The 11,971-nt window shown below is 68.3% G+C and carries 16 protein-coding genes; 13 read left to right on the forward strand and 3 right to left on the reverse strand.

The genetic code is table 11. The features are described 5' to 3' along the window. Window positions 1-742: 742 nt before the first annotated feature. The 7 genes from NM203_RS02920 to NM203_RS02950 all read left to right on the forward strand — a co-directional run bounded on the left by NM203_RS02920 (window position 743) and on the right by NM203_RS02950 (window position 6,708). Complete coding sequence (locus NM203_RS02920; RefSeq protein WP_255058102.1) at window positions 743-1,906, forward strand: tyrosine-type recombinase/integrase; 1,164 nt, start codon at window positions 743-745, stop codon at window positions 1,904-1,906. Window positions 1,907-2,083: 177 nt separating this feature from the next. Then, window positions 2,084-2,302, forward strand: coding sequence for a MerR family transcriptional regulator (locus NM203_RS02925; protein ID WP_255058103.1), 219 nt, complete (start codon window positions 2,084-2,086; stop codon window positions 2,300-2,302). A gap of 136 nt (window positions 2,303-2,438) precedes the next feature. Continuing rightward, on the forward strand, window positions 2,439-4,196 hold the full coding sequence (locus tag NM203_RS02930) for an AAA family ATPase (protein ID WP_255058104.1): 1,758 nt from the start codon (window positions 2,439-2,441) through the stop codon (window positions 4,194-4,196). Window positions 4,197-4,845: 649 nt separating this feature from the next. Beyond that, entirely contained in the window at window positions 4,846-5,337 is a 492-nt protein-coding gene (locus NM203_RS02935) for a hypothetical protein (RefSeq protein ID WP_255058106.1), read from the forward strand. After that, window positions 5,334-5,825, forward strand: coding sequence for a flagellar hook-length control protein (locus NM203_RS02940; RefSeq protein ID WP_255058107.1), 492 nt, complete (start codon window positions 5,334-5,336; stop codon window positions 5,823-5,825). Before NM203_RS02935 ends, NM203_RS02940 begins: the two co-directional genes overlap by 4 nt. A 7-nt stretch (window positions 5,826-5,832) precedes the next feature. Further along, complete coding sequence (locus NM203_RS02945) at window positions 5,833-5,985, forward strand: hypothetical protein (RefSeq protein WP_255058108.1); 153 nt, start codon at window positions 5,833-5,835, stop codon at window positions 5,983-5,985. Window positions 5,986-6,018: 33 nt separating this feature from the next. Then, the gene (locus NM203_RS02950; protein ID WP_255058109.1) at window positions 6,019-6,708 is read left to right on the forward strand and encodes a recombinase family protein; all 690 of its coding nucleotides are present in this window, start codon (window positions 6,019-6,021) and stop codon (window positions 6,706-6,708) included. 87 nt (window positions 6,709-6,795) lie between these two features. Here the strand turns inward: NM203_RS02950 and NM203_RS02955 are convergent, their stop codons facing one another. Further along, entirely contained in the window at window positions 6,796-7,446 is a 651-nt protein-coding gene (locus NM203_RS02955) for a hypothetical protein (RefSeq protein ID WP_255058110.1), read from the reverse strand. Between the two features lie 275 nt (window positions 7,447-7,721). Here NM203_RS02955 and NM203_RS33455 point away from each other — a divergent pair, with 275 nt between their 5' ends. Then, window positions 7,722-7,862, forward strand: coding sequence for a hypothetical protein (locus NM203_RS33455; RefSeq protein ID WP_408633283.1), 141 nt, complete (start codon window positions 7,722-7,724; stop codon window positions 7,860-7,862). A 142-nt stretch (window positions 7,863-8,004) separates the two neighbouring features. On the opposite strand, the gene NM203_RS02965 is transcribed toward NM203_RS33455, so the two are convergent. Then, a complete protein-coding gene (locus NM203_RS02965) occupies window positions 8,005-8,664 on the reverse strand; it encodes a cation diffusion facilitator family transporter (RefSeq protein WP_255058112.1) in 660 nt (219 codons plus the stop codon). Next, the gene (locus NM203_RS02970; RefSeq protein WP_255058301.1) at window positions 8,661-9,020 is read right to left on the reverse strand and encodes an ArsR/SmtB family transcription factor; all 360 of its coding nucleotides are present in this window, start codon (window positions 9,018-9,020) and stop codon (window positions 8,661-8,663) included. Before NM203_RS02970 ends, NM203_RS02965 begins: the two co-directional genes overlap by 4 nt. A gap of 85 nt (window positions 9,021-9,105) precedes the next feature. On the opposite strand from NM203_RS02970, the gene NM203_RS02975 reads away from it, so the two are divergent. From NM203_RS02975 to NM203_RS02995, 5 genes are all read left to right on the forward strand, one after another. Continuing rightward, window positions 9,106-9,702: a class I SAM-dependent methyltransferase gene (locus NM203_RS02975; RefSeq protein ID WP_255058302.1), complete on the forward strand. Its 597-nt coding sequence runs from the start codon at window positions 9,106-9,108 to the stop codon at window positions 9,700-9,702. Window positions 9,703-9,832: 130 nt separating this feature from the next. After that, window positions 9,833-10,066 carry a hypothetical protein gene (locus NM203_RS02980; RefSeq protein ID WP_255058113.1) on the forward strand — a complete coding sequence of 78 codons (234 nt, stop codon included), beginning with the start codon at window positions 9,833-9,835 and terminating at the stop codon, window positions 10,064-10,066. Beyond that, window positions 10,063-10,776 carry a hypothetical protein gene (locus tag NM203_RS02985; protein ID WP_255058114.1) on the forward strand — a complete coding sequence of 238 codons (714 nt, stop codon included), beginning with the start codon at window positions 10,063-10,065 and terminating at the stop codon, window positions 10,774-10,776. The genes NM203_RS02980 and NM203_RS02985 overlap by 4 nt, the downstream gene beginning before the upstream one ends. A 27-nt stretch (window positions 10,777-10,803) precedes the next feature. Continuing rightward, window positions 10,804-11,631, forward strand: coding sequence for a hypothetical protein (locus NM203_RS02990; RefSeq protein ID WP_255058115.1), 828 nt, complete (start codon window positions 10,804-10,806; stop codon window positions 11,629-11,631). Window positions 11,632-11,749: 118 nt separating this feature from the next. After that, window positions 11,750-11,968, forward strand: a complete 219-nt coding sequence (locus NM203_RS02995; protein ID WP_255058116.1) for a hypothetical protein — start codon at window positions 11,750-11,752, stop codon at window positions 11,966-11,968. Window positions 11,969-11,971: the final 3 nt, after the last annotated feature.

Raw genomic sequence — 11,971 nt, forward strand, 5'->3', positions numbered from 1 at the left:
CGTTGGCCACTGATCCGGTCCCGTCATTCCGCCAGGACCCATCTGGCCAGGACCCATCTGACTTGGGCCCATCATCATCCCCGGCTGGTGGTATCCGACACGGAAACTGCCGGATGAGCTCCTCCCGATGAAAAAACCGGAGAAGAACACCACAGCGACGATGAACACGACACCGGCGACGATGCCCACCCAGGCCGCGACGGATCCCGCCCCGTTGCGCCTGTCGTCGTGCGGCGGCGACCCAGCGGCGCGCTGTTCCCCGGCCACTGTGCTCCGTTCTGCCCCCGACATCAAAGGTCCCGTCATCGCGCAATCGTAATGCTCTCAGAACCATGCCCCGTAGGGTATTTTTCCTCTAAGTTGGCGTAGGGCGAGGGTCTATTCATGATCGGTTTCGACCGCTAACACCGGTCAATGACGATGAACTCTCCGGCGGCCATGGCGCTGCCGGTATCGCGCGAGAACTTGGCGGGTGCGGTCGCGCTGTTACAGCGGCAGGGAGACGCCGTGGCGTTGTGCCCCCGCTACGGCAACGAAGGCCAACTGCGATACGTGTATGTGCCTGGTGCCCCCGGCAGGATTCGAATTAGCCGACGAGTACCGTGCAATATTGCCGGTGACCATGCCAAACACTCGAATACCTGCATCTACCAGCTAGTTTCGACGTTGCGAACCGTGAGGTTCTGTCGGGTTCCGCTATGGTCACTATTGCACGGAGATTGCACGGCGACGGGAGTAGAGCATGGCGGGTCAGAGGACGGCGGCGAAGGCCGAGCGCACGCGGCGGTCGTTCGGGCGGATGCGCCAGCTACCCTCGGGCCGCTGGCAGGCGTCCTACCTCCACAACGCCGCGGTCTATAAGGCGTTGGCCACGTTCCCGACCAAGAGCAGCGCGGGGCACTGGCTACAGGCCGAGGAGGACTTGATCGACCTCGACCGGCGACGACCGGGGGAGTGGACGCCACCCGCCGAACGAGCCGCCCGCAGGCAGGCCGAGAAGCTGACGCTGCGCACCTACGCCAACACGTGGCTGGACAACAAGACCAAGCTGGCCCGGCGCACCCGCGACAACTACCGGGGCCACCTCGACAACCACATCCTCCCGGCCCTCGGCGACCTCGGGCTGGCCGAGATTACGCCCGAACACGTCCGCACATGGTTCGCCGGGCTGGGCACCGAGCACGACACCCGCAACGCGCAGGCGTACGCGGTCCTCAACGGCGTTTTCAACACCGCTGTGGCCGACGACCTCATCGACCGCAACCCGTGCCGGATCAAGGGCGCAGCACAGGTGAAGCACGCCAAGCGTTCGGTGGTGCTGCTCGACGCCGCCCAACTGACCGAGTTGGTGGCCGCGATGCCCGACGACGCCCGTCTTGCCGTTCTGCTGGCCGGGTGGTGCGGGCTGCGCAAGGGGGAGGTGTTCGCGTTGCGCCGTTGCGACATCGCCGCCGACGGGTCCACGGTGCGCATTGAACGCGCGGTGACGTACCGGGAGGGCAAGTTCGAGGTGGGGCCGACCAAGACGCGCGAGTCGCGGCGCTTGGTGTCGGTGCCGCCACACGTCCGGCCCGCTGTCCTCGACCACCTCGACCGCCACACCGCCGAGGGCGACGAGGCGCTGGTGTTCACCGAACCGTCCACGGGGTCGTTCGCGGGGGAGAAGCGGTTCCGCACGGCGTGGGAGGCCGCGCGCGAGGCAATCGGGCAGCCGCAGTTGCACTTCCACGACCTGCGCCACGCGGCGGGCGTGATGGCCGCGCAGACTGGCGCGACGTTGCGCGAACTGATGGACCGGCTCGGCCACACGTCGCCGAACATGTCGATGCGCTACCAACACACCGCGGAGGGCCGCGCCGCCGCGCTGGCCGACAAACTTTCCGCGCTAGCCGCGACAAACCCGTAAACGTCGGGATTGTCAGTCGCCCAACGCAATTCGGTTCGGCGTGTTCCGCGCGGAATGTGGCGCAACCTCACGAACCCGCGCTATATTCGTGATGGTTTCGGCGGAACTGTGCCCGCCCTACCCGAGAGGGCCAACCGGCTCTACTCGGTTACGGCGAGGTCAGAGGAGAGACCCGTTATGTCCCGCACCGCCACCATCCCCGAGTACGAATCGCTGCGGTCGGCGTCCGCCCGCACCGGCTACTCGATCTACACGTTCCGCGAGAAAATCGCCAGCGGCGAGTTGCCCGCCTACCGGATCAGCGACAAGCCCGGCAGCGCGATGCGGGTCAAGGTCGCCGATGTCAACGCGCTGCTGCGCCCGGTGATTCCTGTGGAGATTCAGGCTGCGCGGTGAGTGGCCGCACACCAAAAGTCAACGCGCACATAACCGTAACGCGGTGATGCCGCACCAGCCGCGTGCTTGGCCTCGCCCGCGATGTGCCGGTGCGGCACCACTTCCAAGGACTCCCCATCGCCACGAAGTAGGAGACATGACCGAGAATACCTCCCCCGGCGGCAACCGCGCCGATGCCGCCGCCGGGGCCACCGCCAACGGCCACCGCAGCCGTGCCGACGACCTCCTCGCCGCCATGCCCGCCGAGTTCGGCAAGGCCACCGCCCGGCTGCGGCGGGATGGCGATGCGCACACCGGCGACGACGACGGCAAGACCGACGTGAACGGCCTGCGCCCCGGCGACGACGGTTACAACCCGTACAACAGGCCGTCGGTCAACGCCAAGCACGCCGCCGCTGCGAAGGTGCAGGAGGCCAGCGAGAAACGGCTGCGACGGTGGGCGTCTCGCCGTTACCCGGTGCGGGCTCTCGATGGGCGCACCGAGCCGTGGGCGCGCGCACTCGCCGCCGACATCGCGCGCCGCAACGCCGGGCGCGATCCGGTCAAAGACACGCCGGACATGATGTTCAGCGGCGACAAGGCCGTGAACGCGGGCGCGACCGACGCCCACCTCGCCGCGCTGTCGGACCTGACGCCCGACGAGATCGGTGCCTTGAAGATCGAGGCGGCGGCGATCCGCGAGTACCACCGCGCGCAGGTGCGTCGGAAAGCGGCGGCGATGGCGACCCCGCGCCACCCCCTGGCCGAGGTCATCCGCCACGTCTCCGACATAGCCAACGACCCGCCGACCGGCACCCTCATCGACGGGCTGATCTACGAGCAGACGGTCACCCATTGGGTCGGCGACGGCGGCACCTACAAGACGTTCACGGTGCTCGCGCTGGCGTGCTCGGTGGCGGCTGGGCGCGACTTCACCCACCAACTGAAAGTGCCGCAGAAACACCCGGTGCTGTACTTCTGCGCCGAACGCCGCCACTACGGCATGGGCGCGGATGTCGCCGCGTGGTGCCAGCGCGCCGGGCTCGACATCGCCAGCCTGGACCTCCTCGGTTGGGACGACGTGGTGCAGTTGGCCGACGACGAGTGGATGGCCGAGTTGGTCGAGTTCGTGAAGGCGCGCGGCATCAAGCTCATCGTGTTCGACACCCAGCGCAAGGCCACCAAGGGCATCGAGGAGAACTCGTCCACCGACATCGGCGCGGCCCTGGCCAACGCCCAGAACCTGGCGATGAGGGCCAACGCGGCGGTCATCGTGATCCACCACACCGCGCGCGGCCAGGACCACGCCCGAGGGTCCAGCGTGGGGCGCGACGACACCGACGCGACGGTGGTGCAGAAGGCGACCGGGCCGAACGAGGCTGAGTTTCGCATCGACAAGCACAAGTCCGAGGCGACCGGCACGCGCTACCCGGTGAAGGTCGAGAAGGTGGGCGGGACGATGCCGCCCACCGAGGGCCGGGCCGGGTACGGCTACACGACCCTGGTGGCCACCGCGCGCGACCCGCTGACGATGGAGGAGACCGCCGACAAGGTGGCGGCGGCGCTCACCCAGGACGACAAGATTCTGGTGGCGGTCGTCAACGACGCCGACGACGGCCCGCTCTCGCCTGCGGAGGTGACCCGCCGTGCCCAGGCGCGCGGGTGCCAACTCGGCAAGGACGCGGTGGCCACCCACCTGGCGAGGCTGGCCAAGGACAACTACGGGCGACTGGTGACCCAACACGTCAACCCCACCAACGGGCGGCGCACCTACTCGCCGAAGCCCGCAGCCGACGACACCGGCCCCACCGACGTGAGCGCCGAGGTGGTCGACCTGACGGCGCGGAGGCGCGGCGGGAAGTCGGCGCAGACGGGCGCCCCGACACCGCCCGATACACCGCCGCCCGGCGACTGAGCGGGCTACAGCGAACATGCAGTTCACAGCGTTGGCGTCAAACTTCGCGGCATAGCCACGAACTTAGCCACCAGTCCGCGAACACCTGGTCAGCGGCATTCCAAACATTAACCACAGAGGCGAATCATGCGAACAGCGACCACCCGGCCCGCGTCGAATCAGCGTTTGCGCAGGTCAGAGGGGTGCAACTTCGCGGCACCGGGTCACCGCGAAGTGAGCCGCGAAACCGGGGTTCGCGGCATTCGCGGCAATGCCGATAACGCTGGTTTATGCCCTCTGACCTGGGGTTCGCGGATGTTCGCGGTTTTGCCGATGAACAGTTCCCACTTCGCGGGTGTTCGCGGCCCCGCTATAGGGATAGCGGGACGCACCCGAGAGGGCCGGTATTGGAGGGTGGCCGTCGAAACCAACATCGACCTGTCCGCCACATCCGGCGGGCGCGGTGACGGCGGGCGGGGCGGTGGACCGAACGGTGGCGGTGGACCGAACGGTGGCGGTGGACCCGGCGGCGGTGATGCAGGGCGGCGGTGGACCCTGACCACAGCACACCCGACCGGGGCGGTGGCCGCGAATTGCCCAGCACCGCAACGGCTTAACCCCGTAAAAGTCGGCATTCTCCTCGGCGCGGTTTGTTGACAAGATGTTGACCATGACGAACCGACTCGAAGCGCGGCACCGTGCCGAGCAGGCGGCGCGGATGAGTTTCACGGGGGCGACGTGGCAGGAAATCGCCGACGCGCTCGGGTACCGCAGCCGCCAGGCCGCGCAACTGGCGGTGAAGCGGTTGGACGACGCGGCCCCGGCTGAGACCGTCGAACAGGCACGCGCCCGGCACGACGGCGCGCTGCAACTACTGCAACGGCGCAACTTCAGCCGCTACCTCCACGCCATCGAGGACGGCGACGACGACACCGCCCTCGGGTACAGCAAGGAGCTACGGGGCATCGTCACCGAACGAGCCAAGATGGCCGGGGTCTACGCGCCCGCCCGCACCGAGGTGGACGTGAACGTGACCCACGACGCCACCGCCATCATCGACCGCATGGAGTCCGAACTGCTGGCGCTGGTCGCCAACCGCCCGCCGCAGAACGCCATCGGCGGCAACATCATCGACGCCGCCGTTGAGGAGATCGAACGATGACGACCGTGACCCCCGAGGACACCATCAAGGCCGCGTCATCCATCGCGCGCGACGTGGCAGAGGGCGCGTTGTCGCCGACCGCGTTGCAGGACCAGGCTGTCGCGGAGTTGCGCGAGATGGTCGGCACCGTCGTCGGGCCGGACGACCCCGCATGGTCGCTGCAATGCGACATCGCCCGCCAGGTACTCGCCCTCGACGGCGTGCCCGCCGACGAACTGGCCGAGTGGTTGGCCGTCGCGCGCCAACGGGCCGGTGAAGCGGTCAGCACGCCCGCCCCTGCCGACACCCCGCCTGACCCGGTTCCGCTCGTCAGCGTGGCGCACGACCCCGAGACGGTGCCGTCCGACGACGCCGACGACGCAGCCGTGCCGGACATCGCCGACGAGCCGGCAGTGGTCGCCGTGGTCCACCCCGTGCCGACATCGCCCCGGCCCGACCACTACGACCCGACAGCCGCGTGGCTGGCGGGCAACACCCGACGGGATTGACCACGCCATGAAGCGCGCCGACATCGCCACGACCGCACGCCAACTCAGGCTGATCCTCGAAGCCATCGAGCGCGGGGAGTTGGAGGCCACCGCGACCGAACGCGCCCGCCTCGAAGGCGCGGCGGCGGCACTCGATGCGATGACGGGCGACAGTCTTTAACCCAAACGGTCATTTGCGTTATACGATGGCGGCATGACCGCACCCCGCACCCGCCGCCGTCGCGTCCAGACCGCGCCCGTCGGCACCGTCGTCGCCTACGTCCGCGTGTCCACCGAGGAGCAAGCGGCCAGCGGTGCCGGACTCGACGCGCAGCGCGCCGCCATCGCCGCCGAGTGCGACCGCCGGGGCTGGACCGTCGTCGGGTGGCACGCCGACGAGGGCATCGGCGGCGGCAAGGCCATCGACGCCCGGCCCGGCCTCACCGCCGCGCTCGACGCCGTGGAGTCGGCGCAGGCGGCGGTGTTGATGGTGGCCAAGTCCGACCGCCTGGCGCGCAGCCTGCCCACCCTGCTCGACGTGCTCGACCGCACCCAACGCGCGGGCGGCGTGGTCGTCGCCGTCGATGGCACCGTGGACACCAGCACGGCGGCGGGACGGTTCACCACGCAGATCATGGGCAGCGTGGCCGAACTGGAACGCGGCCTCATCAGCGACCGGACCAAGGCGGCGCTGGCCGTCCGCAAGGCGCAGGGTGTGCGGCTCGGTCGCCCAACCACCGTGCCGCCGTCGGTGGTGGCCCGCATCGCCCGCGAACGCGCCGCGGGGGCGACGTGGGCAACCATCGCCGACGGCCTGAACGCCGACGGCACCCCGACCGGCCAGGGCGGGTCGAAGTGGTTCCCCAACACGGTCGCCCGAATCCACAAGCGAGCGGAGGCGTGAACCTGCTGCCCCGAGAAGGAGACCGATGATCCCTGCGCACCGCTTCGGCGGTTGGTCGCCGTTGACCGTGCCTCTGCATAAAGCACATCAGGAGTGGGGCGGTCCCATCATGCCGCCGGGTCCCATCATGCCGCCGGGTCCCATCATGCCGCCGGGTCCCATCATGCCGCCGGGTCCCATCATGCCGCCGGGTCCCATCATTCCTTGCATCATCGCTGGCATTCCGTCGCGGACGAACCCGCTCACCTCTTGAGCGTGGGCGCGGATTACCTGGACGAGGTTCGGGTCGTCGGCTGTTTCCTCGGCGATCACGCCCGTTGGGGTGAAGGTCAATTGACGGCGATAGCCTCCGGCGTTTCTGAACAGGGTTGGCAGCGTCGAACTCATGCACATGACCTCTGAACCTTGTCCCAGATGGCTGTACATGCTCGAAACGTGCGTTTGTAACTGTGTCGCCAGGTCCGGCGAGTTCGATTCGGTGATGGTGCGCACTCCACCTGGTATTTCTTCCACCGTGCGCGTGATCTCATTGTGCCGAGCGAACATGTCCATATAGACCCGCATGTCGGCGGGACCGACACCCATCATCCCGCCGTCGCCGGGCCCGTTGGTGAGCCGCAGGCCCGGCGTCGGCGAGTCGATCATGCTGCGGATGACATAGCCCATGCCTAGGACACTGCCCGCCGCCAACGCGCCCAACGCGGCTAGCGCCGCTCGGCGGTTTATCAACTGCGCCATCGCGACCTCCGTCGGCAGGGGGCTACGGCCGTGGTGTAGTAGGAGACGTCGTCGTTGGCTGCTGACCCGGCCACGGATAGTTCGGGCCCATCGTTCCGCCGGGGCCCATCGTTCCGCCGGGGCCCATCATTCCGCCGGGACCCATCATGCCTGGTCCCCACTGGCCAGATGGTCCCGTCTGGCTGGGCCACATCATCCCGGGCTGGTGATAGCCATCCCTGAAAGTTGCGGTGTTTCTTCCTATGAAGAACCCGGCGAAGAACACAACGGAAACGATGAAGACGACACCGGCAACGATCCCCACCCAGGCCAAGATCGAGTTCGGCCTGCTGCGGCTGGCGTCGTATGGTGGCGACGCCGCAACGGCGCGTCGCTCCGCTGCCTCTGCGGGCGACCCATCGGACGCGGGTTCGTGAATGTCACTCATGATGGAATCGTCGCTCGCCCTGGATCCGGCGGGGTAGGGCATTTGTGCCTCTTCAATTGGGGCACAGTGCTGTCTTTTTCAGTCCGCGGACCGGCCAGAGCAGCGCGCTTGTCCTCCGTGGCGCGCTCCGTTCAGTCGTCGTCATTGTCATCGTCGTCCTCGACCAGTTCGCCCTCCCAGGCTTCTTTGCCTTCGTGGATGGCGAACGCGGCGATGACGAAGCCAGCAACGGGGTCGAGCCAAGCGGCGCCCGTGAGGGCGTAGAGCCCTACGCCGAGCAGCGTGGAGATGCTCAGCAGCACACAGATTCTCGTCTCAGCGGCGTCGGCGAGAATGAGGTTGTCCTTGAGTTGGGTGCCGACCTTCTTCTTGGCGGCAGCCAGCACCGGCATCACGATGATCGACGCCACCAGCAGACCGATGGCCAGCGGCGAGCTTTCCGGTTCCTCGCCGCCGATCAGGCTGCGGATGCCCTCGATGGTGACGTAGGCGGCGAGCAGGAAGAACGTGCTCGCGACCAGCTTGAGAGCGATGCGCTCCTTGCGTTCGTCGGCGTGGCCGTGGCGCAGCCGGGCCGACAGCCGGATGGCGACCAGGACGGCGGCGATGGACTCGATGGCTGAGTCGATGCCGAACCCGACTACCGACACTAGGCCGGCCATCAGCCCGGCGGTGATGGCCACCGCGCCCTCGATGACGTTGTAGCCGACCGTGAATTGAGCAAGGCGAAGCCCCCGGCGAGTGAGCCGTTCGGTCTCGGCGGCGGTCAGTGTCGTGTCCGGTGTGCTCATCGAGTCGTCCTATCGGTGCCGTAGGTGGGGCAGAGCGCGACGGTGTTGCCTGTCGCGGCGAGGAGGGTCTCAGCAGCGTCCAGCAGGTCGAGCAGCTCGGGCCGGGCCAGTGAGTAGAACATCTGCCGCCCCTCGGGGCGTCCGTTGATCAGTTCGCAGTCGCGCAGGCAGGACAGGTGCGAGGAGACCGTCGATTGCGGCAAGCCGAGCGTCCGCACCAGATCGACCACGCGCGCCTCGCCGCTGCTTAGGTGGCGGACGATGGCCAGCCGGGTCGGATCGGACAGGCCGTGGAATAGGGCCACTGCCCCCGCCAAGTCCTCGCGTGACGCCGGAGGGACGCTGCTACTTTTCATCGGCATTTCACGATGATAGCTTTCGATCTAGATTAATCAACTTCTGCCGATGACACCGGCAGGTAGCGATGAAGCGAGGTATCCGGTGAAGCTCAACGCCATCGAACGGGCCGCGATGAACAACCCCATCCGCGCCGCCCATCAACACCATCGGGAAGCGGCGTGGTTCCGCCGTCTGGCCGGTGGCGACCTCGCGGGCCAGGACGTGCTCGAAGTCGGGTGCGGACGCGGAGTCGGGGCCGAGGTCATCCTCGACCGCCTCCACGCAAGCCGTGTCACCGCGTTCGACCTGGACGAGGCGATGGTGGACCTTGCGCGCCAACGCCTGCACGGTCGTCCGGTGTCGCTGTCGGTCGGTGACGCCTGCGAGATAAAACAATCCGCCGCCAGCCAGGACACCGTGATGGACTTCGGCATCATCCACCACGTGCCGCAGTGGCAGGAGGCCATTGCCGAGATCGCCCGCGTGCTGCGCCCCGGCGGGCAACTGTTGTTCGAGGAGGTTCCGCGTCACATGCTCGACACGTGGGCGTTCCGCACCCTCACCGTGCACCCCAGCGATAACCGTTTCGACGCAGAGGAGTTCGCCGCCGAGCTGGCCCGTCACGGTCTGCACGGCACGGCTCTCATCGAGCAGCATCTCGGCGGAATGCTGTTCGTGGGTGCTGCTCGAAAGTCCTAGAACCGGCCTCGGGGCACGTCCAGTTTCCCGACCTTTACGGGTTATCTTTTTGTTCCGCAACATGTTTCGTGACACACCCATGATCGCAGCCTCGACCGTCGGTGCACCGTCGGCGTCTATTGTCGCCACTATGCAGAGCACGCTCCTCCCCGACCCGACGGCGCTGACCCCGGCGCAGTGGTCGGGCCGACTGGCCGCATATCTGGCGCGCGGTCGCGGAAATGACGACCCTGATGTCTTGGCCTGTCGTGCTGCGTTGAGCTACTGGCGCACCCGCCGCGCCATCGACGCCGAAGCCGGTCAGATAGCACCCGGCCACATCGACGCCCTGACGGCCTGCCTCCGCGCGGCGGTGGCCCCGTGAACGACATCCCGTCTCACGTCATCGCCCGGCGCGGCACCCCCGCCGCGCTCGCCGCACTGCGTCCACAGCCGCCGCGCCGGTATTCGCAGGCCGAGTTGCGCGAGCGGCGGCATATCGGGCTTCCCGCCGCCCACTACGACGGCACCTGGTCGCTGGCCCGCGAGATCGCTGATGTGGTCGGCCCGTTGGCGCAGCGCATCGCCGCCTACGACCGGCCCACAAGGTTCATGCGCTCCACGGCCACGGTGCCGATGCTCGCCGAGGCTGTCCACGAACTGGTCGGCGTCGTCGTGGGGTGGGTGGCCGAGGCGGATGCCCGCCGCCGCACTGCGCATCTGGCCAACGAGCCGGGCAAGCGCAAGTACGCCATGACCACGCTGGTGGACCTCGCCCCGCGCCCGGCTCTGCCCGACATCACCGAGAAGGACATGGCGTCCGGCGCGTGGGCGGCGGCGGTGGTGGCGATGGCCGAGGCCGTCGATGCCGAGTTCTCCACACTGTTGGCGCGGTCGCATCCGCCCAACGCCCCCACGCTGCGTGGCCAGCCTTCCCGCTCCGACCAGTTGGCGCGGTTGCTGGCCCGCACCATCGACCGCGCCGCGTTGGCTCTGCAACGCCGCCTCAACCGCGACGACTACGCCGACCACCGCCCGACCGAGACCGACCGGGCGCGTGCCGAGTTGGCCGCGCTGGGCATCGACACCGACTAAGCGCCAAAGACATTCGAGGAGACACCGATGACCACCGCACTACCTGACTTCCCGGTCGCCACCCACCCCGCGATGCTGCCTGTGCACTTCGAGGTTCCGGCGGTCAATCCGGCACCGCAGGGTCTCTACCCGGCGACGTTCTGGACCGACGACACCGGCCCGACGCGCTGGCTGAATGGCGTCGAGGTCCGTGGCGCGAACTACGGCGGTGCGGACGCCGCCGGGGTGTGGGAGGCGGACTGGTGCACACCGCCCGCCATCGACGGCGACGACCGCAAAGAGGGCACCCGCCCACCGATCCTCGACCCGTTCGACCCGGTGACGGTCTGGGGTTACGACGAGTGCGACCTCACCGAGCCGTCGCGCACCGAGGTCCGCGCCCGCGCGGCGCAGATCATGCGGTTACAGGAACAGCCGATGGTGGAGCGGGAGTTCGCCGAGCGGCTGTTGACCGACGCCGCCGATACGGCGGCGGGCATCGTCTCGGCGGTGGACCTGACCCTGGCCCTCGGCCACCTTGAGGCGGCGTTCGCCGAGACGAACACCGTCGGGTTCATCCACGCCGGGGCGCAGTGGGCGGCGGTCGCTGCCGAGGCGCGCCTGGTGAGCCGCACCGGCACCGGCTGGACGACCCCGATGGGCCACCGCTGGGTGTTCGGCGGCGGGTACGTCGCGGGGCTCGGCGACACGCTGGTGGCCACATCGCAGCCGTTCGGGTGGCGCAACACAGTCGCGGTACGCGAGGCAATTGACGAGCGGCACAACACGTTTGCCGCCATCGCCGAGAGGTCGGTCACCGTCGGTTATGAGGCTGTCATCGCGGCGGTGTCGGTGACGCCCGAGGTGACGCCGTGACGATGACCGCCGAGCGTGAGGCCGACACGGTGACCGGCGCGGACATAGCCGACGGCATCGACTACGACGGCCGCGTTGCCAGTCGTGCGGCGGGCCGTGCTGGCACTGGAAGGGCAGCGTGTGGGAGTACACCTGCACCGACTGCATCGACCGCCACCTGGACGAGTCGGCGGCGCGGTGGGCTGTCCGCATGGCCAAGGAGCGCGAGAAGAACGCACGAAAACTATTGCAAAGCAACGATTCAGAGCCATCGGTCATGGCGAATGGTCGGCGTTCCGACGGCGACGGCCCGGTTGTGTACCGCGCCGCCGTCGGAGCGTCGGCCACCACGCCGTAGCCG

The sequence above is a fragment of the Mycolicibacterium arenosum genome (genome assembly GCF_024320865.1).
Classification (GTDB): Bacteria; Actinomycetota; Actinomycetes; order Mycobacteriales; family Mycobacteriaceae; genus Mycobacterium; species Mycobacterium arenosum.